We start from the raw sequence: 24,933 nt of genomic DNA on the forward strand, positions 1-24,933 counted from the left end.
GCCGGTGCCATGGTCAGGCGGCGGTGTCTTCGGTCAATGCATGGGTCGCAGGGGCCGGGGCCATCGACAGATGCCGTGGCCCGCGCCCTGCCGTTTTCAGGCCGCCTGCCCCAGGCGCGCCGGTGCGGCCGCCTGCAGCTGGAACACCGAGACCGCATCACGCAGTTGCTGCGCCTGTTCTTCCATCGAGCGCGCCGCGGCGGTGGCTTCTTCCACCAGCGCTGCGTTCTGTTGGGTGGCCTGGTCCATCTGCGCGATGGTCTGGCCAACCTGTTCGATGCCTTGCGACTGCTGCTGCGAGGCCTCGCTGATCTCCTGCATGATCGTGGTGACGTTGCGCACCGAGTCGACGATGTCCTGCATGGTGCGGCCGGCCTGGCCGACCAGCTGATTGCCGTGGTCCACCCGGCTGACCGAGTCGTCGATCAGCTGCTTGATTTCCTTCGCTGCACCGGCAGAACGCTGGGCGAGGGTGCGCACTTCCGAGGCCACCACGGCGAAGCCGCGCCCCTGTTCACCGGCACGCGCCGCTTCCACGGCGGCATTCAGTGCCAGGATGTTGGTCTGGAACGCGATGCCGTCGATGACGCCGATGATGTCGGCAATCTTCTTGGAGGCCGCCTGGATGCCGGCCATGGTGCCGACCACCTGGCCAACCACCTCGCCCCCCTGCGATGCCACCGAGGCGGCGCCGACCACCAGCTGATTGGCGCGGCGGGCATGCTCGGCGTTGTTGCGCACGGTGGAGGTGAGCTCCTCCATCGAGGCGGCGGTTTCTTCCAGGTTGGCGGCCTGTTGCTCGGTACGCTGCGAAAGATCCTGATTGCCCGACGCGATCTCGCTGGCGGCCTCGTTGATGGCGTCGGTGGAGCGCTGGATACGCCCGACGATATCGGCCAGCTGGGTCACCGTGGCATTGGCATCGTCGCGCATGCGTGCGAACACGCCATGGAAATCGCCGTGCATGCGGGTGGTGAGGTCGCCGGCGGCAATGGCTTGCAGCACCGTGGAAAGCGACAGCAGGTTGGCATCGGCCGTGGCCATCAGCTGATTGAGGCTGTCGACCATGGCGCGGAAATCGTACTGGAAGCGCTGCGCGTCGCCGCGCACGCTGAAATCGCCGTTGGCGGCGGCCTGCGCCAGCAGCCTGATCTCGCTGTTCATTGCCGAGAGATTGCGCTTGACCGTGTCCATGGTGTCGCTGAGCACGGCCTTTTCGCCGGGCAGGCGGTCCATGTCCTGACTCAGGTCGCCGATGGCGTAGCGCGACATGATCTGCGCGAGCTGCAACGTCACCGCGACATGCGAGCCGACCAGCGCATTGGTGTCGTGCACCATGGTGGCGTAGGCGCCGGGGAAGCTGTCGGCCTGCATGCGGTAGCTGATCTGGCCGGCGTCATGGCGCTGCGCCATCTCGCTCTGTGCCGCCAGCACGCGCTGCAGCTGCTCCTGCATCCTGCGCATGTTGTCGAGCAGCTGGCCGGTCTCGTCGTGGCTGGGCGCCACGATGCGCTCGTCCAGGTCGCCGCGCGCGATGTTGGCCGCCACTGCCGCAGCGCGGCGCACGTTGCGGGTGAGCCGGGACAATGTGTACCAGCACAGCGTGGCGATCAGCAGCGCAAGCAGCGACAGCCCGGCGATGGCCTGCCACATGGCATTGCGCGCATCCGCCAGGTGCCGCTGGGACTGCCGCTGCAAGGCCTGCAGCGAAGTGCTGCTGAGATCCTGCATGGCCTGGCCAAGTGCATCGAGCGCAGCATTCCATTGCGTGTCTGCCTGGGTGTCGCTGCCGTCCAGCGCGGTGGCCAGCGCCGTCAGTGCTGCAGTGGCGCGCGTGGCTTCGGTGCGGGCGGCATCGGCCAGGGCGGGGTCGGGCTGTTCCAGCAGGCCCATCGCCTTGTCCAGCTCATTGCGGAAGCGCACATGGTGCCGCTGCAGCTGGTTGAGCTGCTCGCGCAGCATGGCGCGGCTGTCGCCGGCCTGCGATGGATCGCTGGCCGCATCCAGGCGGGTCAGCGATTCGGTGGCATCGGGGCTGTAGATCAGCGTGGCCACCACCAGGTGGTAGCTTTCGATATACGGGGTGTAGACCAGCTGGCTGTCGTCGCGCAAGGCGTCGAGCGCAGCGAAGGCCTGTTCGCTCACGCCGGCATAGGCGTCGGCACTGGCGAGATGGCGTTGTTGCAGCGCCAGCAGTTGTTTCTGGCTGCGTTCGAAGCCGGGCATTGCCGCAGTGGCCACAAGCAGTTGCTGCAGGTCGCGTTCGGCCCGGCTGGACGCCGCGCTGGCGGCGCTGCCGCTGTCGACATGGGCCGCATGCAGGTCGGTGATCAGGCCCAGCATCTGTCCGAGCGGGCCATAGCTGCGTAATTCGTTGCTGCTGATGGTGACGCTTTCATTGAGCTTGCCGCTGTACAGCAGCACCGGAATGATCAGCCCGACCAGCGCCAGCACACCGATCGCGCCGAGTTTTCTGGCAATGGCCAGATCATCCCAGCGGCTGGTCCAGCGGCGCGGGGAAGGGGGATGGGGCTGCGGCAACTGCGCGGGCGAAGTGGTCATCGATGCGTCTCATGGGCGTACGCAGGCTATCGGCCGATACCAGTTATGCCTTGAGCCGGCCGGCATCGCTGCCGACCGGAACCGTTCAGCCAGTCCTGCTCGCTTGCTCAGAACTCCTGCCAGCTGGTGTCGTTGCTGGACGCGGTGACCACCACGCGCGGCTTGGAGGCAGCAGTGCGCCCGGTCGCGGCGACCTGCGCCTTGAGCACGGCACTCACCGCCGGCCGCGCCGGGACCGCACGCACCGGCGACGGCGGCGCCAATGCATGGCCGGCGTCGGTCTTGAACACCGCCACGGCCTCGGTCAGCCCGACCGCCTGTTCTTCCAGTGCACGCGCCGCGGCGGTGGCTTCTTCCACCAGGGCGGCGTTCTGCTGGGTGGTTTCGTCCATCTGGGTGACGGTCTGGTTGACCTGTTCGATGCCCGAGGACTGCTCCTGCGAGGCGGCGGAGATCTCGCCCATGATGTCGGTGACGCGCTGCACGCTGGAGACGATCTCGCCCATGGTCTTGCCGGCGTCGTGCACCAGCACCGAGCCGTCGGCCACGCGCTGCACCGAGTCGTCGATGAGGTCCTTGATCTCCTTGGCCGCGCCCGAGGAGCGTTGCGCCAGGGTGCGCACTTCCGAGGCCACCACCGCAAAGCCGCGGCCCTGTTCGCCGGCGCGTGCGGCTTCCACCGCCGCGTTCAAGGCCAGGATGTTGGTCTGGAACGCGATGCCGTCGATGACCGAGATGATGTCGGCGATCTTCCTGGAGGAGGCTTCGATGCCGCTCATGGTCTCGACCACCTTGCTGACGATCTCGCCACCCTGCGAGGCCACGCCGGCGGCACCAATCGCCAGCTGGTTGGCCTGGCGGGCGCTTTCGGCATTCTGTTTGACGGTGGAGGTGAGCTCTTCCATCGAGGCGGCGGTTTCTTCCAGATTGGCGGCCTGCTGCTCGGTGCGCTGGGACAGGTCCTGGTTGCCGGCGGCGATTTCGCTGGCGGCACCCTTGATCGAGATCGCCGACGCCTTGATGCCGGTGACGATCTCGGCCAGCTGCACGGCGGTGGCATTGGCATCGTCGCGCATCTGCGCAAACACCCCGTGGAAGTCGCCGCTCATGCGCGCGGTCAGGTCGCCTGCGGCAATGGACTGCAACAGACCGGATAGCGACTGCAGGTTGCCGTCGGCGGTGGACATCAAGGTGTTGAGGCTTTCCACCATGACCCGGAAATCGTACTGGAAGCGCTCGGCATCGCCGCGTGCGCTGAAGTCGCCATTGGCCGCGGCCTGCGCCAGGTGCTTGATCTGGGTGTTCATCGCGCCCAGGTTGAGCTTGACCTGCGCCATGGTCTCGGTGAGCACGGCCTTCTCGCCGGGCAGCTTGTCCATGTCTTCGCTGAGGTCGCCAATGGCATAGCGGCCCATGATCTGCGCCAGCTTCATCTTCACCGCGATATGCGAGGCCACCAGGTTGTTGGTGTCGCTGGCCATGCGGCCGTATTCCCCCGGGAACGCATCGGCATCGATGCGGAAGCTGATCTGGCCTTCGTCGTGGCGGCGGGCCATGTCGGTCTGCGCAGCCAGCAGGTTGCGCAGCTGCTGCTGCATCTTGTGCATGGCCTTGAGCAGGCGGCCGGTTTCGTCGTTGAACTTCGTATCGACGTCGTTGTCCAGCTTGCCGCCGGCAATCGATTCGGCTGCGCGGGTGGCGCGGCTCAACGGTGCAGTGAGGCTGCGGGTGATCAACAGGCCCAGGGTGCCGCTCAGCAGCACCACCAGCAGCGTGCCGCCGATCAGCAGCTTGCGCGAGTCGTCCATCGACTTCAGCGCAACACCCGATGCGTCGGCGGCCATCTTGTCCTGCAGTTCGATGTTCTCGGCGATCTTGTCCTGCCAGCCCTGCATGGCCGGCGCGGCCTTGGTGAGCAGCAAGGGCAGGGCTTCGTCGCTATGGCCGGTCATCACCAGGTCCATCACCTTGTCGTTCAACACCTTGACCTCGGCACGGCGCGCATCGATCTCGGCGCGCAACACCTTGCCCTGGTCCGAGGGCGGCATGGCATACAGCGCTTCGCGCGCCTTGTTGTAATCGGCACGTGCCGACTGGATGATGGCGATGAACTGGCGATTCTCTTCATCGGTGGTGGGCAGAACCACATTGCGTAGCTGCATGCCGATAATGAAATTGGCGTTGATCATGTCGTTGGACAGCCGGATCTTCACCATATTCTGGTGCACGATGTCGTCGACCAGGGCGCGTGCCGATGACAGGCCGCGATAACCGATGAAGGCAATCAGGCCGGACAGCACGATCAGCACGGCAAATGCCGCCGCCAGGCGCGGGCCTACGTTGTACCGCTGGAGTAATGCAGTCATGACAAAGTCCTGGAAGGCTCGAGATGGAAGGAGCGACCCGGTGACGCCACCGTCTGCTGCGTGACATGTCGCTAAGACGAATAACGGCGGCATTGTGCAAAGACTTTATACCTGGGGAATGGAAAATGTATAAACCAGGTTGGTGTCGTGAAATAGCTTCAAGGATGTGTCCGTTCTATATATTGGTTGATTGGACTAATAACTGGCGAGCTCTGCAGTTGATTTAATACAGTAATTGAATGTGCTCGATATAAACGTATTTGGGTTGATTGACTGCCGGGTCCGCTTTGCTGCGCATGTGGCCAATAAAAAAGCCGCGCTCCTGCGGGCGCGGCTTTGATGAAACTCGCACTGAACTGGGGCTTAGAATTCCGCCCAATCCGACTCGCTGGACGGCGCCGCTGCAACCGCGCTACGCGCTGCAGGACGCGCCGCACGCGTTGCGACCGGCGCACTGACCTCAGCCGGTCGCTTGGCGGTGATGTGGCGCACCACCGGCGTGGCGCGGGTCACCGCTTCCAGCTCGGCCGACAGGCGGAACAGGGCCACCGCTTCGGTGAGCTGCTGTGCCTGTTCTTCCATCGAGCGCGCGGCGGCGGTGGCTTCTTCCACCAGCGCGGCGTTCTGCTGGGTGGCCTCGTCCATGTGGGTCACGGTCTGGTTGACCTGCTCGATGCCGGCCGACTGTTCCTGCGAGGCGGCGGAGATCTCGCTCATGATGTCGGTGACGCGCTGCACCGAGGAGACGATCTCGCTCATGGTGCTGCCGGCCTGGTTCACCAGTGCCGAGCCTTCGGCCACCTTGCTCACCGAGTCGTCGATCAGGCTCTTGATTTCCTTGGCGGCACCGGCCGAACGCTGCGCCAGCGTGCGCACTTCCGAAGCCACGACCGCAAAACCGCGGCCCTGTTCGCCGGCACGCGCCGCTTCCACGGCCGCATTCAAGGCCAGGATGTTGGTCTGGAAGGCGATGCCGTCGATGACGCTGATGATCTCGGCGATCTTCTTGGACGAGGTTTCGATGCCGGACATGGTGGTGACCACCTGGCCGACCACGCTGCCGCCATGCGATGCCACGCCTGCCGCGCCGATCGCCAGCTGGTTGGCCTGACGCGCGTGTTCGGCATTCTGTTTGACGGTGGAGGTGAGTTCTTCCATCGATGCGGCGGTTTCTTCCAGGTTGGCGGCCTGTTGTTCGGTACGCTGCGACAGATCCTGATTGCCCGCGGCGATTTCGCCGGCCGCCGTATTGATGGCCAGGGTGGAGTGCTTGATGCGGCCCACGATGTCGGTCAGGCGTTGCACGGTGGCGTTGGCATCGTCACGCAGACGCGCGAATACCCCATGGAATTCGCCGTCCATGCGTGCGGTCAGGTCGCCATCGGCCACCGCGCCCAGCAGCTGCGACAGCTTGCCCAGGTTGCGATCGCTGACTTCCATCATCGAATTCAGATCCGCCACCATCACCGCGAAGTCGTACTTGAAGCGTGCCGCATCGCCGCGGGCGCTGAAGTCGCCAGCCGCAGCGGCTTGCGCCAGCTGCTTGATCTCGGTGTTGATCGACAACAGGCTGGCCTTGGCCGCATCCATCGCTTCGTGCAGGATCGCGCGGCTGGCCGGCAGGCGGCGGGCGTCCTGGGTCAGGTCGCCTTGTGCGTACTGGTTGAGGATGCGCACCGAGTCGGTGATGGCATCCAGATGTTCGAAGATCATGGTGTTGATGCCGCCGGCCAGCGTGCCGTACACGCCGGGAAAATCTTCCGGCATGCGGTGGGTGATGTCTTCGGCCGCATGCAGGTGCGACATGCGCGCGGTCTCGTCGGAGAAGCGGCGCAGCATCAGGGTCATGCGGCCGGTGGCATCCAGCATCTGGCCGATTTCGTCCTTGCTGGTCTTGCCTATCTGCACGCTGAGATCGCCCCGCGACACTGCCTGGATGGCGCCCAGCGCCCTGGACAGCGGGTTGGTGATGCTGCGAGCGATCAACCAGCCAAAGGTCACCGACAGGGCCGCCATCAGCAAGGTGCCGATCAGCAGCACCGCACTGGTCAGCTTGAACGAGGCGCTGCTGGCCGCGACCATGTTGGCCAGCGCAGTGGACTGCTCGGCGTACATCTTGTCGATGGTCTGGAACAGCACCTTGCGGATGTCGCCGGACTGCTTGTTCGCCAGGATCGCGGCGGCGTAGTCGGGCTGCTTGTACAGCGCACGCAGTGTCTTGTTGGCCTCGAAGTAACTTGCGCTTTCCTTGGCCAGCTTGTCGTAGCCGGCCTTCAGCGGCGAGCCGGCATCGACCTTGGCCCCCAGTGCCTTCTGTGTCTGGAGGTAGCTGGCCTGGATCTCGTCCATGCGGGTGAGAAAGTAGGCGTAGCGCTCGGGATTATCCAGATTGACGAACTGGCCCGACTCATAGATGCGGAATTCGCCACCGAAGGCGCGCAGTTCCGACAGCCTGCTCAGCACCGGCACGACATTTTCATTGATCAGCACGGCCTGCTGCTGCATTTGCTTCATGCGCGAGAAGCCCAACCCACCTAGCAGGGCGGTGAGCACGGCACTCAGGCAGAACGCAAACATCAGTTTGCGGCGGATGGGCCAATCGTTGAACTTGTTCATCATGTACTCCGGGCGATGCAAGGCAATGTGTGTCCTGCACGCTAACGGCCCGGGGCCCGGATTCTTTACTTTGCAAGGATGAACGCGGCGTGTTCGGCGACGCGCCGCATGGCGATCTGCGGTGTCTAACCATGCCGTGCGCGGCAGGTCAGCGTGACGTATCACACAGCGCAGCTGCCGCGCCCGTGACCGGGCGCGACCGCAGGCGGTTCAGACCCGTGGGCGCGATGGCCTGGATGCAGGGTGGGCAGCGATGGCGGTGAGCGCGGGCCGGCCGGTCGATGCGGTGGCTGGGGCCGTATCGGCAAGCGTGAAGCGCGACACCGCCTGCGCGAGCTGGCCGGCCTGTTCTTCCATCGCACGCGCGGCGGCGGTGGCTTCTTCCACCAGTGCGGCGTTCTGCTGGGTGGCTTCGTCCATCTGGGTCACGGTGAGGTTGACCTGCTCGATCCCGGCCGACTGTTCCTGCGAGGCGGCGGAGATCTCGCCCATGATGTCGGTGACGCGCTGCACGCTGGCCACGATCTCGGCCATGGTGGTGCCAGCCTGGTGCACCAGATGCGCGCCTTCGCTCACCTTGTGGACCGAATCGTCGATCAGGTGCTTGATCTCCTTCGCGGCGCCGGCGCTGCGCTGCGCCAGCGTGCGCACCTCCGAGGCCACCACCGCAAAGCCGCGCCCTTGTTCGCCGGCGCGCGCGGCTTCGACCGCCGCGTTCAAGGCCAGGATGTTGGTCTGGAAGGCGATGCCGTCGATCACGCTGATGATCTCGGCGATCTTCTTCGACGAGACCTCGATGCCGGACATGGTGGTGACCACCTGCGCCACCACCGCGCCGCCATGCGCGGCGACGTCGGCCGCGCCGATGGCCAGTTGGTTGGCCTGGCGCGCGTGTTCGGCGTTCTGCCTGACGGTGGAGGTGAGTTCCTCCATCGAGGCAGCGGTTTCTTCCAGGTTGGCGGCCTGTTGCTCGGTACGTTGCGACAGGTCGCTGTTGCCGGCGGCGATCTCGCTGGCTGCGGCATTGATCTGCGTGGCCGAGGTCTGGATTCCGGAGACGATGCCGGTAAGCTGCGCCACCGTGGCATTGGCATCGTCCCGCATGCGTGCAAACACGCCGGCAAACTGCCCATCCATGCGCACGCTGAGGTCGCCTTCGGCCAGTGCGCTGAGCAGGCTGGAAATACGCTCCAGCCCCTGCGAGGTGGTTTCCAGCAAGCCGTTGAGCTGACGGCCGAATTCCAGATAGAAGCCGTGCTTGTCATCCAGCGCCAGGCGCTGGCCGAAGTCGCCCATCAAGGCAGACTGCACCAGAGCGGCCACTTCTTTTTGCGTACTCACTTCGGCGCTGACGTTGCGCCACAACAGCATGCTGCCGCTGCGATGGCCGTCCGGCGCGTACAGCGGGGTCATGGTCAGGTCCAGGGTCACCGGGCCAAAGGTGTAACGCTCGGACACGGTGGTCTGCAGTTGCTGCAATCGCTGCGTGCGCGCCCTGCCGTCGGCGTCGGTGCCGAACACGTATTCCAGCGGCTTGCCGACCACCGCATCGGCACTGAAACCGGCCTGGCCCTTGGCATGGAAGGCCGGTTCGCCATGCTTGAACGAGGTGTGCAGCGCTTCGGTGATGAATACCGCATTGTGGTGTTCGTCGGCCAGCAGCACTTCCATCTCGGAGTGCTCCAGCGCGGTGCGGATGCGCAGGTTTTCGTTGGCGACCGCGGTGTCGCGCTCGATGCGCGCGCGCAGATCGTTCTGCATGCGCTGCATCGCGCCCATCAGCCGGCCCACTTCATCCTGGCGCTGTACGGCGATCTGGTTGTCGAGCTTGCCCGAGGCGATCGCATCGGCCACGCCCACCGCCGACTCCAGCGGACGCACCACCTGGCGACGCAACAGCAGGAACAGCGCGCCGCTGAGCACCACCGCCGAACCCAGCCCCACCAGCAGGATCGTCCACAGCAGGCGATGCGCCTGCTGCATGATGGCCGCGTACGGCACCACCACGCCCAACGCGAAACGTTCCTGCGCCTTGCCGATCTGCAGCGGCACATAGGCACTGACCATGCCGGCCGCGTCGGGGGTGAAATCGACCGAGTCCTTGCCAGCCTTGATGGCCTCCAGCATGGTGCGGTGCCGTGCATCGGTCAGCGGCTTGCCGATGCGCGTGCTGTCGCGCGAGGACAGCACCACGCCGGCGGGCGACAGCAACTCCACATATCCGCTGTCCATCGGGCGCAGGGCGCCCAGGCGCTGTTGCAACGCCGCCAGTGCCACGTCCACCGTCACTGCGCCCAGGTAGGTACCGTCCTGCAGGATGGGCGTGGACAAGGTGGTCATCAGCACGGTCTTGCCGCCGATCTTGTAATCGTACGGTTCGGCCACGGTCTGCCGCAGCAGGGCGCGCGGCTTGAGATTCCAGTCACCCAGGCCGGGAGTTTCGTAGTCGGTGAGCGGCTCACGCACCAGGGTGTGGCCGTCGCGTCCCCAGTAGGTCATAAAACGGCCGGTGGCGTCGTGGCCCTGGGCATTGGCGAAGGCGCTGTCCCTGCCATCGAAGGCCTGCGCTTCCCACAAGGTGCCCATGCCCACCCATTCGGGATGGTCCTGCAATTGATCGTGCACCACCGCGGCGGCGGTGTCGCGGCTGATGCCACCGTTGGCGCGCTGCACCAGCAAGGTGGTGGCCAGGGATTGACCGGTGGTCAGCGCCTGACCCAGTTCGCTGCCGATCTGCTCGGCCTGGTAGCGCGCAGCGTTCTGCATCGTGGCCTGCGCCGACGTACTCAATGCGCCGCTGCTTTGCCAGTAGGTGATGGCCGCGGTCAGCCCGAAGCACAACGACGCAATGACCGCAGTGCCGAACATCAGGCGATACGCCAGGCGTCCGCCGAAACGTGAGTGCGTGGAAAGCGAAGTCATGGGTGTGGCCGCGGAAAAGGGAGAAGGCCCCGCCGGGGCGGGGAATCTGCAGGCGAAGCACGCAGCGCGCCTGCTGTTCGACCGCCGGGCAGATGCGGCTGCGATCACAACCCGGCAGGGCGCGCGCCGGCTGCCATCCGGGCGCGCGGTGCGCACCCACTGGAGCTCACGCGCACGACACCCGTCGGCCGCGGCTAGTAGGCGGCCAGCGCCACGCGCTTGGGTGCGCGCGCACCCACACTGCCGTGGGAGCTGGCGGTTGTCGCCACCACCCGGAAGATCGACACCGCATCGTCCAGTTGCTGCGCCTGCTGCTGCATCGCATTGGCCGCGGCGGTGGCTTCTTCCACCAGTGCGGCGTTCTGCTGGGTGCTCTCATCCATCTGGGTGACGGTGAGATTGACCTGCTCGATGCCGGCGGACTGTTCCTGCGAAGCGGCCGAGATCTCGCTCATGATGTCGGTGACGCGTTGCACCGAGGACACGATCTCGGCCATGGTCTTGCCGGCCTGGTCCACCAGCGCCGAGCCCTGCGCGACCTTGCCGACCGAATCGTCGATCAGGTGCTTGATCTCCTTGGCCGCACCGGCAGAGCGCTGCGCCAGGGTGCGTACTTCCGAGGCCACCACCGCAAACCCACGCCCCTGTTCGCCGGCGCGTGCCGCTTCCACCGCGGCGTTGAGCGCCAGGATATTGGTCTGGAACGCGATGCCGTCGATGACGCTGATGATCTCGGCGATCTTCTTCGAAGAGTGTTCGATGCCGGACATGGTCTCCACCACCTGGCTCACCACCTGGCCGCCCTGCGAGGCCACGCCGGCGGCACCGATCGCCAGCTGGTTGGCCTGGCGCGCGCTTTCGGCGTTCTGCTTGACGGTGGAGGTGAGCTCTTCCATCGAGGCGGCGGTTTCTTCCAGGTTGGCGGCCTGCTGCTCGGTGCGCTGGGACAGGTCGTTGTTGCCGGAAGCGATCTCGCTGGCCGAACCGGTGATGGAGGCGGCGGCCTGCTGGATGCGCCCGACGATGCCGGCCAGCTGGGTGGCGGTGGTATTGGCATCGTCACGCATGCGCGCGAACACGCCATGGAACTCACCGTCCATGCGTGCGGTCAGGTCGCCCTCGGCCAGTGCGGCCAGCAGCTCGGACAGCTTGCCCAGATTGCGGTCGCTGACCTCCATCATGGCGTTGAGGTCGTTGATCATGCGCGCCGAATCGTGCTTGAAGCGCGCGGCATCGCCACGTTGGCTGAAATCGCCGTTGGCGGCGGCCTGTGCCAGACGCTTGATCTCGTTATTGATCGCCAGCAGGCTGGCCTTGGCCGCATCCATGGCTTCGTGCAGCACCGCACGCGTACCCGGCAGACGCGCGGCGTCGCGCGACAGGTCGCCCTGCGCGTATTCGTTGAGGATGCCGATGGCATCGACGATGGCATCCAGGTGCTCGAAGATCATGGTGTTGATGCCGGCCGCCAGTTCGCCGTAGACGCCCGGGAAGTCGGTCGGCATGCGGTGGGTGACGTCGTCGCCGGCGTGCATGTGCACCATCACCTTGGTTTGCGCGGAGAAGCGTTCCAGGGTGTGCACCATGTCGTCGGTGGCCTTGAGCATCTGGCCGATTTCGTCATTGCCATGCTCGGCGGTACGCACGCTCAGGTCGCCGCGCGCCACGCCCTTGATCGCTGCCAGGGCACGCGAGACCGGCTCCAGGATCGAATTGCCGATCATCCAGCCCACCAGCAGGTTGAGCAGCACCAGCACGGCACCGGCCAGCGTCACGATGCCGGTGAAGGCCAGCGCCTGCGACTGGGTGTCGTCCAGGTAGACACCGGTGCCGATCACCCAGCCCCACGGCTTGTACAGCGCCGCATAGGAGGTCTTCTGCACCGGGTCCTTCTGCCCGGGCTTGGCCCAGGTGTAATCGACATAGCCGCCGCCGGCCTGCGCGGCGGTCACGAACGCGGGAAAGATGCGCTTGCCGTCGGGGCTGAGCACGTCGTTGAGCGGCTTGCCATCCAGATCCGGACGGGTGGGGTGCATCAGCATCACCGGCGCCTGGTCGGTGACATAGATGTAATCCACACCACCGCGTGCACGCATGGTCGACAAGGTGTGCAGCGCGGCCTTCTTGGCGGCGTCCACGTCCATCTCGCCCTTTTGCGCGCGCTCGGCATAGCCATTGACTACCGCGATCGCCATCTCGATCTGGCTCTTGAGGCCATCGCGACGGGTGTCGGTGAGATCCACGTACTGCATGCGTGCCGCGATCACGGCCAGGATGATGATGCCCAGCGCAACCAGCGCCGTCTGGGCGAGGAATTTGCGCTTGAGCGGCACATTGGCCAACGTCTTTGCGAGCGAGCTCTTGAACGTCATGACAGGTATCCAGCGAAGGAATTGTGACCGGGATAAATCGAATAGCGACCCAGTGGGAAAAATGTTGAGCACCGCGTGACGCTGTTTGTGCTAGCGCGGTGCACAGCCGATTTCAGCGCCATCCGGGCGGTCGAGCGTTCGACCGACGCGATGCCCCGCGCCGATACACGCACTCACGCGCGGCGTACCGCAAGCCGCACCGCACATCGCACACCTCGCTCTGCAGGACAGAGCGCATGGCATGCGCAGCGTGGGGGCTGGCAGACAGCGATGCAGGGTGGCGGCCGCCTGGCCGCGCACCGGGCGAGCTCAGTGCCGCGGCGACGCGCCGACGGGGGTGATCGAGGCCTGCAGGTTCTGCAGTTCGGTCCACAGCAGCTGGCGGGTGTCGCCGGCATGGCCCAGCGCCAGCGCCTGGGCGTCGTGCAGATCGCCGTCATGCAGGGCGCGATTGGCCTGGCGGTGCTGCGCCAGATACTGGCCCAGTTGCTGCTGCACCGCTGCAAACTGGCGCGCCTGTTCGCCCTGCGGCGCGCTGGCCTGGAAATAGCCCGCATGGCGTGCGATGCGTTGGCGCAGCTTGCCCAGCCGCTCGTCGTAGGCCTGCACGCGCGCCGGGTCCTGCGCTGCGGCCAGCTGGGCACGCTGATCGTTGCGCAGCTGCACCAGGTCCACGGCAAGCGACTGCAGTGCGGTGACCGGCACGTTGTCGAGCAAGACGGACACCGGGGCGGCCGGCGCGGCGAAGGAGGGCGGCAACGACACGCCCGCGGCCAGCACGGCAACGGCAAACACGGCGCCCAGCACGTTGCGGGCAGAGCGGATGGGATTGGCGGTGTGCATGCGGGACGTCCTTCAACGATGCGCGGGCGATGCGGCCCTCAGTGCCATGTGTATCGGCCGCAGACGCGTGTGCTTGATCACCTTTCGACCAACGGCACTGCAGCGTGGTGAATTGGTGGTCGGGTGAAATGCGCGGCGATGGGGTCCTGTGGCCGGACAGCAGAACGCCCCGGGGGTGGCCGGGGCGTTTCGACGGATCGTGAAGCGCCGGGTTGTGCGCTGTCTGGCGCTGTTGCGTCGGGCGGTACCTTCACCTTAACCCCTCTCCTGGGGGAGAGGGGTTCAGCAGCCGTGGACTTAAAACTCGCGCCAGCTCGCATCGTCGTCGGCAGCGACTGCCAAGGCCGGCCGCTGCGCCGTGGCGGATCTGGCTGCAGGCCTGGCCGTCGCAGAACCGGGCTGCCGGGGAGCGACCGCCGAGGCGACGCTTGCCAGGTGTCGCGGGGCAGGGCGGTGCGTCGCCGCCGGCTGCGTTGCGCCGGGGTGGGTCTTGAAGATCGACACGGCATCGGCCAGCTGGCCGGCCTGTTCCTCCATCGCCCGCGCGGCCGCCGTGGCTTCTTCCACCAGCGCGGCGTTCTGCTGGGTGGCTTCATCCATCTGAGTGACGGTGAGGTTGACCTGCTCGATGCCGGCCGACTGCTCCTGCGAGGCGGCGGAGATCTCGCCCATGATGTCGGTGACGCGTTGCACGCTGGCCACGATCTCGCTCATGGTGGTGCCGGCCTGGTCCACCAGCGCCGCGCCTTCGGCCACCTTGCCGACCGAGTCGTCGATCAGGTGTTTGATCTCTTTCGCGGCGCCGGCGCTGCGCTGCGCCAAGGTGCGCACTTCCGAGGCCACCACCGCAAAGCCGCGGCCCTGGTCGCCGGCGCGCGCCGCTTCCACCGCCGCGTTCAAGGCCAGGATGTTGGTCTGGAAGGCGATGCCGTCGATCACGCTGATGATGTCGGCGATCTTCCTGGACGAGATCTCGATGTCGGCCATGGTCGCCACGACCTTGTCGACCACGGCGCCGCCCTGCGAGGCGACGGCGGCGGCGCCAATGGCGAGCTGGTTGGCCTGGCGGGCACCTTCGGCATTCTGCCTGACGGTGGAGGTGAGCTCTTCCATCGAGGCAGCGGTTTCTTCCAGGTTGGCGGCCTGCTGTTCGGTGCGTTGCGACAGATCGTTGTTGCCGGCGGCAATTTCGCCCGCCGCAGTGTTGATCGAAGCGGTGGCGTGCTGGATGCGTCCGACGATGCCGGACAACTGCTCGGTGGTGGCGTTGGCGTCATCGCGCATCTGCGCGAACACGCCATGGAACTGGCCGTGCATGCGCTCGGTCAGGTCGCCGCCGGCAATGGCCTGCAGCACCTTGGACAACGCACCCAGATTGCCGTCGGCGGTGGCCATCAGCTGGTTGAGGCTCTGCACCATCGCCAGAAAATCGTGCTGAAAGCGCTGCGTATCGCCGCGTACGCTGAAATCGCCATTGGCCGCGGCCTGCGCCAGCAGCTTGATTTCGTCGTTCATTGCCGAAAGATTGCGCTTGACCGCATCCATGGTGTCGCTGAGCACGGCCTTTTCGCCGGGCAGGCGGTCCATGTCCTGGCTCAGGTCACCAATGGCGTAGCGCGACATGATCTGCGCCAGCCGCATCTTCACTGCAATGTGCGATTCGACCAGGGCGTTGGTGTCGCGCACCATGCTGCCGTATTCGCCGGGGAAGGCGTCCTGGTCCATGCGGAAGCTGAGCTGGCCTGCCTCGTGCCGGCGTGCCATTTCCTGCTGTGCGGCGGCCACGGCCTTGAGCTGATCCTGCATGCCGCGCATGCTGGTCAATAATTGACCAGGCTCATCGCCGGGTTGCGGGCCGATCGGGTTGTCCAGTTCACCGTGTGCGATCGCCTCGGCGACCTGCGTGGCCTGCCGGAGCGGGCGTACCAGGCTGCGCGAGATCAGCCACGCCAGTGCGGCCGCCAGGCCAGCGGACACCAGGCCGAACGCAATCAGGGCACGGTTGGCCAGCGCGACGCTGCTCAGGATGGTGTCGGCACCGGCGGCATTCTGCTGGTTCTGCAGTTGCACCGCTGCGGCAATCGCCTTGGAGCGGCGTTCCAGCAACGGTTGCGCCTGGCCGCTCAACAGTTGCTTGGCACCGTCCAGGTTGCCCTCGCGCACCATGCCGAGCAGGCGATTATTGGTGGCGCGCGCCGCGGTCAGGCTGTCTTCGATGGCCTGGCGTGCGCGCATGCCGTCGGCGTCGGTGGGCAGCTGCTTGAGCGCCTCCCATAGCTGCGCGTAATGCGTGCGGTTGGCCTTGAGCTGGGCATCGACGGCGGGCAACTGCTGCGGCGTCGCCAGCATGAAGTCGCGCATGTAGCGCTCGCCAAGCATGTTGCTTTCACGCATCTGGTTGAGCAACGCGGCCTTGCGGTTGTTGACCTCGATGATGATGGAGACCTGGTTCTTGACGGTCTTGAATTCGTGCAAGGCCAGGGTGGTGGAGCCGGCCAGCAGCACGATCAGCAACGCGAATGCCAACGCCAGGCGTCGCCCGACGGTCAGGGAATGCAGGAATGTCATGGTGTTCTCTTGGGGAGGGTGGGAAAGAGATACACCGGTAGCGTGCGCTAGCCTGAATTCTTAAGTCCTGATGCTGCACTGCAGCATGCTCGCGTTCAGTCGTGTGGCGAGCGCAGTCGGCGCTGCAGCGGTACACATGGCGCGAGCGTAGGCCGCGCCCGGCGAGGTGTGCGGCGTCGATGATCGGCACGCGTGGTGATGGACGGGTGGGTCACTGCATCCCCCGCAGAAACCATCAAGCCCCGGCATCGCTGCCGGGGCTTGATCGTGAAGGCTGCAATGGCCGCCGAGGCGGGCGCGGGCGTCAGAACTCGTGCCAGCTGGTGTCGCCGTTGGCAGCTGCTGCCAGGGCCGGGCGCGCCGGACGCATGGCGGCTGTCGGCGTGGCGGCCGAGGCATGCTTGTCGGCGGGCTTTTTGACGGCCTTGACCGGCGACGGAGCGGGGCGGGTTGCTGCCGTCGTCACGGCGGCGGTGGGCTGAAGCTTGAAGATCGCCACCGCGTCGGACAGCTGGCCGGCCTGTTCTTCCATTGCGCGTGCGGCCGCGGTGGCTTCTTCCACCAGCGCCGCGTTCTGCTGGGTGGCTTCATCCATCTGGGTCACGGTGAGGTTGACCTGCTCGATGCCTGCGGACTGCTCCTGCGAGGCGGCGGAGATCTCGCCCATGATGTCGGTGACGCGTTGCACGCTGGCCACGATGTCGGCCATGGTCTTGCCGGCCTGGTCCACCAGCACCGAGCCTTCGGTCACCTTGCTCACCGAATCGTCGATCAGGTGCTTGATCTCCTTCGCGGCGCCGGCGCTGCGCTGCGCCAGCGTGCGCACCTCCGAGGCCACCACCGCAAACCCACGCCCCTGTTCGCCGGCACGCGCGGCTTCCACCGCCGCGTTCAAGGCCAGGATGTTCGTCTGGAACGCGATGCCGTCGATCACGCTGATGATCTCGGCGATCTTCTTCGAAGAGACCTCGATCCCGGACATGGTGGTCACCACCTGCGCCACCACGCTGCCGCCCTGCGAGGCGACCGACGCCGCGCCGATCGCCAACTGGTTCGCCTGGCGTGCATGCTCGGCATTCTGTTTGACAGTGGAGGTGAGCTCTTCCATCGAGGCGGCGGTTTCTTCCAGGTTGGCCGCCTGCTGCTCGGTGCGCTGCGACAGATCCTGGTTGCCGGCGGCGATTTCGCTGGCGGCGGTATTGATCGAGGTGGTGGCGTGCTGGATGCGCCCGACGATGCTCGAGAGCTGTTCGGTGGTGGCATTGGCATCGTCGCGCATCTGCGCGAACACGCCATGGAACTGGCCGTGCATGCGCTCGCTCAGATCGCCGGCGGCAATGGCCTGCAGCACCTTGGATAGCGAGGCCAGGTTGGCATCGGCGGTGGCCATCAGCTGATTGAGGCTGTCCACCATGGCGTGGAAATCGTACTGGAAGCGCTGCGCATCGCCGCGCACGCTGAAATCGCCGTTGGCGGCGGCCTGCGCCAGCGTCTTGATCTCGCGGTTCATCGCCGAAAGGTTCGCCTTGACGGTGTCCATGGTGTCGCTGAGCACGGCCTTTTCGCCGGGCAGGCGCTGCATGTCCTGGCTCAGGTCGCCGATGGCATAGCGCGACATGATCTGCGCCAGACTGGTCTGCAGGGTCACGTGCGCGCCGACCAGGCTGTTGGTGTCGTGCACCATCGTGCCGAAATCGCCGGGAAATGCCTGCGGATCCATGCGGTAGCTGATCTGCCCGGCGTCATGGCGTTGCGCCATCTCCGACTGGGCGGTCAGCACGGCCTGCAACTGCTGCTGCATGCCCTGCATGCTGTGCAGCAATTGCCCGGCTTCGTCGCGGCTATCGACCTGGATGATGTTATCCAGCTTGCCCTGGGCGATGGCACCGGCCACGCGGGTCGCACGGCCGAGCGGGCCGGCGATGCTGCGGGCGATGAACCAGCCGGCAGAGGCGGCCAGCAGGACTGCCAGCGCCATTGCTGCAATCATCACCTTGACTGAGCGCTGATAGGTGGCCTCGGCCGAGGCGATCTCATCGTTCATGTGAGCGGTATTGAACTTGGTCAGTTCCACCAGCTTGGCGAACAGGTCGCGCCGCGCCGGCCGCGATTGCTCGTCGGACACGCTGTTTGCGGTGACCACATCTCCGGCACGCACGGCGGCACTGAGCGCAGCATTGGCCTTGTAGTAATCGGCCAGCTTCTGTTTGACCTCGCCATACAGCTCGGCCTCCTTGCCCGGCGTGGTGGTCTTGGCATAGGCGCTCTGCGCGGCGTCCACGTCGGCACGCGCCTTGTCCATGCGTTCGAAATAATTCTGCACCGCCTTCGGATCGTCGGCGTGCGCCAGCTGGGCCAGCTCGTAGGTGCGGAATTCGCCAAGCAGCGCGCGCATTTCGCTCAGCTGCTGCACTGCCGGCGCCCATACATTGCCGATCTCGCGCAACAGGTGCGCGCTCGACTGCATGCGCGCAAGCGCAAACACGCCCAGGCTCAGGGTGATCAATGCGGTAAAGGAAAACGCCACGGCCAGCTTGCGGGCAACGGCAAGATTGCGGAACCAGTTCATAGTGGTCTTCTCGTGTTGCAGAGAACGACTGGCCTCGTGGGCGCCCGTCACCAGACGGGCCAAAGACGATGGCAGAGTCGAAAGATCCGGACAAAGGGCCAGAATCTCCGTCGGTCGTGTCGGGCCGGACGGGTGTCACTGATGCCGGCAGTCCCCATACTGCCGGCGATCGCTCCGGGTCAGGCCGCTCGGCGGCCGTCTCATGGAGCCTTGCAGTGCGGCGTCCCTGCCGCAGGGTGTTGCGTTACGCGGCCTGCGGCACTTTCAGCGAGCGCACCAGGCCACCGATGTCCACGATCAGCGACACCCGGCCATCGCCGAGGATGGTGGCGCCGGAGACGCCCGGAATGCGGCGGTAGTTGTTTTCGATGTTCTTGACCACGACCTGTTGCTGGCCGAGCAGTTCGTCCACTTCCAGCGCGATTTTCTGGCCATCGCCTTCGACCACCACCACCAACGGTTCCTGCGAGGACTGCTGCCCGCCGAAGCCGTAGTAGTTGGTGAGCGACAAGATCGGCAGATACTCGCCGCGGACCCGCAACACACGGCCGTCGCCGGCCATGGAGCGGATGTCTTCGGCGGCCGGCTGCAGGGCTTCGAGCACATAGGCCAGCGGCAGGATCAGGGTTTCGCCAGCCACCGACACGGTCATGCCGTCCAGGATGGCCAGGGTCAGCGGCAGACGGATCAGCACGCGGGTGCCGCTGCCGGCATTGCTTTCCAGCTGCACTTCGCCGCCCAGGCCCTGGATGTTGCGGCGGACCACGTCCATGCCCACGCCACGCCCGGACAGGTCGGTGACCGCATCGGCGGTGGAGAAGCCGGGTGCGAAGATCAGGTCCCACACCTGCGAATCGGTCGGGTTGTCCGGCACGGCGATGCCGCGTTCGGCGGCTTTTTCCAGGATCTTGGCGCGGTTGAGGCCACGGCCGTCGTCGCTGACCTCGATCACGATGTGGCCGCCCTGATGCGAGGCCGCCAGCGTGATGGTGCCGGTCTCGTCCTTGCCGGAGGCGCGACGCGCATCGGGCATTTCCAGACCGTGGTCGATCGAGTTGCGCACCAGGTGGACGAGCGGGTCGGCGATCTTTTCGATCAGGCCCTTGTCCAGTTCCGTGCCTTCGCCGATCGTGCGCAGGCGCACCTGCTTGCCGAGACGGCTGGACAGGTCGCGCACCAGCCGCGGGAAGCGACGGAACACCGCATCGACGGGCAGCATGCGCACGCCGATGACCGCTTCCTGCAGGTCACGGGTATTGCGTTCGAGCAGGTCCAGGCCGGCAAACAGACGCTCGGCATGCGCCGGGTCCAGGCCGGTGGAGACCTGCTTGAGCATGGCCTGGGTAATGACGAGTTCGCCGACCAGGTTGATCAGCGCGTCGACCTTGTCCACGCTGACACGGATCGAGCTTTCCGCTTCGGCAGCCGCGGCCTTGGCCGGCGTTGCGGCAGCCGCGGCCACCGGCTCGGCGGCAGCGGCCGGAGCCGCCGGAGCGGCGGCGGCCACCGGTGCGGCCGGTGCGTCCACGGCCAGGCTCGGCGGCGGGCCGGGCACCGCCATCGGGCGGATGTCCAGCTCGCAGTCGTCCACGACCCAGGCAAAGGTGTCTTCGATCTTGCTGCGCGGGATCTTGCCGATCAGGCCCAGATCCCATGCCAGATAGGCTTCCAGCGGGTCGATGTTTTCAAAGCCGGGCATGCGCTCCAGGCGTGCGGCGATCTGCAGCGGGCCCAGATGCTCCAGCTCGCGGATGATGCGCAACGGGTCGTTGCCGCTCATGAACAGCGACGGCGCCGGGGTGAAGCCGATGTGCCAGGCTTCGGGCTCTTCTTCCTTCGGCTTGGCAACCGCGGCGGCTGCCGGGGCTTCGCCGGCCAGCACCGCGTTCAGGCGCGTGTGCACGGCCTTGACCGCGGCCGGGTCGGCCGGCGTGCCGTGTTCGGCTTCGCGCAGCAGGGCGCGCAGCACGTCAACCGAGCCGAGCATGGCATCGACCGCATTGGGTTCGAGCTGGCGCTTGTTGGAGCGCAACTCGTCCAGCAGCGTCTCCAGCACGTGGGTCAGGCCGGCCACGGCCTCGAACCCGAACGTGGCAGCGCCACCCTTGATGGAGTGCGCGGCACGGAACACCGAGTTGATGATTTCCGGGTCGCGGTTGCCCTCTTCAAGGGACAGCAGCCCGGCCTCCATCGCATCGAGCCCTTCGCGGCTTTCCTCGAAAAAGGTGGCGTGGAAACGTTGCAGGTCCATGCTCATGGGCGTGAAATCCGAAAGTGAAGCGAAAAGGAATTAACCCAGAACCTTCTGGACGGTGGCGATCAGCTGTTCCGGATTGAACGGCTTGACCAGCCAGCCGGTGGCACCGGCCGCCTTGCCTTCGGACTTCTTGTCGGCCGCCGACTCGGTGGTGAGCATCAGCATCGGGGTGAACTTGTAGTCCGGCAGCTGGCGCAGCTCGCGAATCAGCGAGATGCCGTCCATGTTGGGCATGTTGACGTCGGTGACCACCGCATTGAAGCGCTGGCCCTTCGCGCGGCCCAGCGCAACGGCGCCGTCTTCGGCTTCTTCGACGGCAAAGCCGGCAGAGGTGAGGGCGAAAGAGACCATCTGGCGCATCGACGCCGAATCGTCCACCACCAAGATACGTGCGCTCATGCGGCGTTCTCCACAGATTTCAGGTTGTCATTGGATGCGGAAAGCCCCAGTGCGTCGGTGACGCCGAGCAGACGTGCCGCATCTCTAAAAGTGTCGTTGCAGCCATCGAACTCGGTGTGCAGACCGGCCTGGCGGCGGCTCTGCACAAAGGCGCAGAGCAACTGCACGCTGGCGGTGTGGATACGCCGGACTTCACCGGCATCAAGCACCAGGTCGCCGTCCTGGGTGAGGAATCCGGCAAGCTTCTGCTTGAGGTCGGCGCTGGTCTCGATGCCGAGATCCTCACCCAATGTCACTGTGCTCATTGTTGCTCCGAACGGATGGTTCTATGCGTACTAACGGCGGAAGGCGGAAAAGCTTTAACGGTGAATCGGCAACACGCCAGATTGTGCAAGCTGCGTATCAATGCAGCAGGTGCGTGGCATCGAGCAGGATCATCGGCTGATGACCCAGGCGCGCGACACCGCGGAACAGGTTGTTGGAAATGCGGCACAGGCGGGCGTTGTCCGGCGGCTCGATCTGCTGATCGGTCAGGCTGGTGACATCTTCCACGGCCGACACGCGCAGGCCCATGGTTTCGCCGTTTTCTTCCAGCACCACCACGCGCGTTTGCAGGTCCATGTCCACCGGCGTCGAGCCCAAATGGATGCCCAGGTCGATCACCGGCACCACCTGGCCACGCAGGTTCATGATGCCGAGCATCGCGCTGGGCGTGCCGCGCAGCGGCAGCAACGGGACCGGTAGTACCACTTCCTGCACCTTCAGCAGTTCCAGCGCATAGGTCTGTTCGCCGCAGCGCAGACGCAGCCAGCGGGTGCTGCGTTCGCTGGCGCGGCGTTCGGCTTGGATCGTATCGGCCTGGCCGGGGGCCAGCAGCGCCTGCAGACCTTGCGGATAGACCGGGCCGGGTGCGGCGCGCGGCGGTGCCGGCGCTGCACGCGGTGTGGGTGCCGGCGCGGGCGTGGGTGCAACGGCGGGTGCGGCGTCCAGCCCGAACGCCGGGTCGGCATCCATTTCTGCGAGCAGGTCGGCAGTGAGCAGATCGACCGCGGAGCTCGGCGCGCCGAAGGCAGGATCGGCATCCATTTCGGCCATCAGATCGGCAGTGCTCATGAACGCGCTGGGTGCCGCCTCGGCAAACGCCGGGTCGGCATCCATCTCGGCCAGGAAATCGGCGGCGATGTCGGCGGCGCTGGGGCCGGCCACCACCGGCGGACCGAAGGCCGGGTCGGCGTCCATCTCGGCCAGGAAATCGGCAGCGATGTCGGCGGCGCTGGGGCCGGCAATCACCGGCGGGCCGAAGGCCGGGTCGGCATCCATCTCGGCCAGGAAATCGGCGGCGATGTCGGCGGCGCTGGGGCCGGCAACCACCGGCGGGCCGAAGGCCGGGTCGGCGTCCATCTCGGCCAGGAAATCGGCGGCGATGTCGGCGGCGCTGGGCGCGGCAACCACGGGCGCACCGAAGGCCGGATCCGAATGCATGTCGGCCAGCAGGTCGGCGGCGATCACCTCCGGGGTGGCGGTGATGGCCACCGGTGCGTCGGCCAGGGCCACGGTGTCTTCGTCGCTCGCGGCCAGCATCACCGGCGGCTCGGCCGCACCGGCCACTGCCACGGCGGCGGGCGCTTCCACGCCGGCATCGTGCAGCAGGCCTTCCAGATAGTCGTCCAGCTCACCGTTGGCGGTGTGGTTGCTCATGCGGCTTGCTCCATACGCATCGCGTCATCGGCCAGCACCCATTCCAGCGCGCGGCGATAGGCGGACAGGCCGCGGCCCTGATAGTCGCCGCCAACGGCGGGCACGGTCAGGGCGGCGGCATTGCAGATTCGGGTGTCTACCGGCACCGCGTCTTCCCAGACGACCGGGCCGTAGGTGGCCTGCATTTCCTTGAGCGTCTCGGTGCCGGCGCGGGTGCGGCGGTCGAACAGGGTCGGCAGGATCGACACCGGCAACTCGCGGCGGCGCGAACGCTGCACCATGTCGGCGGTGCGCACCATGCTGGCCAGGCCATGCAGCGCGAGCGGCTCGGCCTGGGTCGGCACCACCACGCGGTCGCAGGCGGCCAGGGCATTGATCATCAGCAGCCCGAGCGTGGGCGGGCAGTCGAGCAGGATGTAATCGTGCTGGCCGGCATGGCGGGTCATGGCGTTCTGCAATGCCAGGCCCAGGCCGGGCTGGTTGGCGCTGCGGCGTTCCAGCGTGGCCAGTGCGGCCTGGGCACAGACATACGACAGACCGGGGATGCTGCTTTCGTGCGCCAGGCTGGCCAGATCGCTGGGCGGGGTGCCGAACAGGTCCAGCACTCCGCGCGGCGGCGGGTCGATCGCCACGCCGAACGCGCGGGTGAGCGAGGAGTGCGGATCGAGGTCGATCAACAACACCCGGTGGCCGAGCGCGGCCAGGCCGCGACCCAATGCCAGCGTCGTGGTGGTCTTGCCGACGCCGCCCTTTTGGTTGGCGATTGCCCAGATACGCATCTCACTGCACTCCTTGAATTACGGCGGGGACGGAACTTGTGCCGCTTTCGGTGGTGACGGCTGTTTGGCCGCCGTCAGACTTGGGTAGCTTTGGCGCCCCGGCGGCGGTCGCATTTAATTGCGATGGCGGATCGGGTGCGAGTGAGCCAGCTGAGTCAGCGAGGATGATCAACACCACACGCCGGTTCGCATTCCGTCCCGCCTCGGTTGAGTTATCGGCACGTGCGCGGAATTCTCCATAGCCCACCATCGCCAATCGTTGCGGGGCAATGCCATCGTCGGCAAACAGATGCACCACGCTGGCCGCACGCGCGGCCGACAGCTCCCAATTGGACGGAAATTGCGCAGTGGCGATGGGCTGGTTGTCGGTGTAGCCCTCCACACGCACGCCATTGGGCGCATCGCGCAGCACCGCCGCAAGCGTGGACATGGTGCCGCGCGCACCGCCGGCCAGGGTGGCCGAGCCGGTGCCGAACAGGATGTCGCTGTTGATCTCCACCTCGATCCACAGATCGTTGCGGCGAATGGTGATGAGTTGCTTGTCGATCAGCGGCGCCAGCGTCTTGCCCAGTTGCTGGGCCACCGCATCCATCTGGCGTTGCGCACGCGCCAGCTGCGCCTGGTTGCGCAACGACACCGGCATGCGCATCTGCGCGGCCATCGACGGCAGCAGGGTGGGGTCGGTGGGACCGTTGGAGGCGGCCATCGGCGCGCCGGCCTTGATCACCGACGGCCGGTCGTAATCGGCGCCCAGGCTCTGGGTCTTGCCCAGCTGGACCGGGCTGGCATTCTTGGACGAGCCACCGAAGGCGCTGGTCAGTGCCTGCGCCATGACCTTGTATTTGCCTTCGTTGAGCGAGGAGATGGCGTACATCACCACGAAAAACGCCAGCAACAGCGTCATCAGATCGGCATACGGAATCGCCCACGCTTCGTGGTTGCCATGTTCTTCGTGGTGTTTGCGACGACGGGCCATAATGCG

At 66.1% G+C, this 24,933-nt stretch carries 14 protein-coding genes; all 14 read right to left on the reverse strand.

The genetic code is table 11. The annotated features are described in order from the left end of the window. Positions 1-96: 96 nt before the first annotated feature. The gene (locus tag ACCQ10_RS09930; protein WP_372362964.1) at positions 97-2,562 is read right to left on the reverse strand and encodes a methyl-accepting chemotaxis protein; all 2,466 of its coding nucleotides are present in this window, start codon (positions 2,560-2,562) and stop codon (positions 97-99) included. 107 nt (positions 2,563-2,669) lie between these two features. Next, entirely contained in the window at positions 2,670-4,928 is a 2,259-nt protein-coding gene (locus tag ACCQ10_RS09935; protein WP_372362965.1) for a methyl-accepting chemotaxis protein, read from the reverse strand. Positions 4,929-5,291: 363 nt separating this feature from the next. Next, entirely contained in the window at positions 5,292-7,544 is a 2,253-nt protein-coding gene (locus ACCQ10_RS09940) for a methyl-accepting chemotaxis protein (RefSeq protein ID WP_372362966.1), read from the reverse strand. A gap of 210 nt (positions 7,545-7,754) precedes the next feature. Further along, a complete protein-coding gene (locus ACCQ10_RS09945; RefSeq protein WP_372362967.1) occupies positions 7,755-10,466 on the reverse strand; it encodes a methyl-accepting chemotaxis protein in 2,712 nt (903 codons plus the stop codon). Positions 10,467-10,660: 194 nt separating this feature from the next. Beyond that, on the reverse strand, positions 10,661-12,838 hold the full coding sequence (locus ACCQ10_RS09950; protein WP_372362968.1) for a methyl-accepting chemotaxis protein: 2,178 nt from the start codon (positions 12,836-12,838) through the stop codon (positions 10,661-10,663). Between the two features lie 309 nt (positions 12,839-13,147). Next, positions 13,148-13,681, reverse strand: a complete 534-nt coding sequence (locus tag ACCQ10_RS09955; protein WP_372362969.1) for a hypothetical protein — start codon at positions 13,679-13,681, stop codon at positions 13,148-13,150. A gap of 297 nt (positions 13,682-13,978) precedes the next feature. After that, entirely contained in the window at positions 13,979-16,249 is a 2,271-nt protein-coding gene (locus ACCQ10_RS09960; RefSeq protein ID WP_372362970.1) for a methyl-accepting chemotaxis protein, read from the reverse strand. Positions 16,250-16,553: 304 nt separating this feature from the next. Then, positions 16,554-18,818: a methyl-accepting chemotaxis protein gene (locus ACCQ10_RS09965; protein ID WP_372363093.1), complete on the reverse strand. Its 2,265-nt coding sequence runs from the start codon at positions 18,816-18,818 to the stop codon at positions 16,554-16,556. A gap of 244 nt (positions 18,819-19,062) precedes the next feature. Then, entirely contained in the window at positions 19,063-21,075 is a 2,013-nt protein-coding gene (locus tag ACCQ10_RS09970; RefSeq protein WP_184557524.1) for a chemotaxis protein CheA, read from the reverse strand. A 33-nt stretch (positions 21,076-21,108) separates the two neighbouring features. Continuing rightward, positions 21,109-21,474, reverse strand: coding sequence for a response regulator (locus ACCQ10_RS09975; RefSeq protein WP_002806565.1), 366 nt, complete (start codon positions 21,472-21,474; stop codon positions 21,109-21,111). Beyond that, a complete protein-coding gene (locus ACCQ10_RS09980) occupies positions 21,471-21,779 on the reverse strand; it encodes an STAS domain-containing protein (protein ID WP_039413671.1) in 309 nt (102 codons plus the stop codon). Before ACCQ10_RS09980 ends, ACCQ10_RS09975 begins: the two co-directional genes overlap by 4 nt. Before the next feature lie 97 nt (positions 21,780-21,876). Then, positions 21,877-23,172: a chemotaxis protein CheW gene (locus tag ACCQ10_RS09985; protein WP_372362971.1), complete on the reverse strand. Its 1,296-nt coding sequence runs from the start codon at positions 23,170-23,172 to the stop codon at positions 21,877-21,879. Next, entirely contained in the window at positions 23,169-23,951 is a 783-nt protein-coding gene (locus ACCQ10_RS09990; RefSeq protein WP_003489696.1) for a ParA family protein, read from the reverse strand. The genes ACCQ10_RS09985 and ACCQ10_RS09990 overlap by 4 nt, the downstream gene beginning before the upstream one ends. 1 nt (position 23,952) lies before the next feature. Continuing rightward, entirely contained in the window at positions 23,953-24,927 is a 975-nt protein-coding gene (gene motD, locus ACCQ10_RS09995) for a flagellar motor protein MotD (RefSeq protein WP_184440658.1), read from the reverse strand. Positions 24,928-24,933: the final 6 nt, after the last annotated feature.

The organism is Xanthomonas sp. NCPPB 1325, from assembly GCF_041477645.2.
In the GTDB taxonomy this organism is placed as follows: Bacteria; Pseudomonadota; Gammaproteobacteria; order Xanthomonadales; family Xanthomonadaceae; genus Xanthomonas; species Xanthomonas cannabis.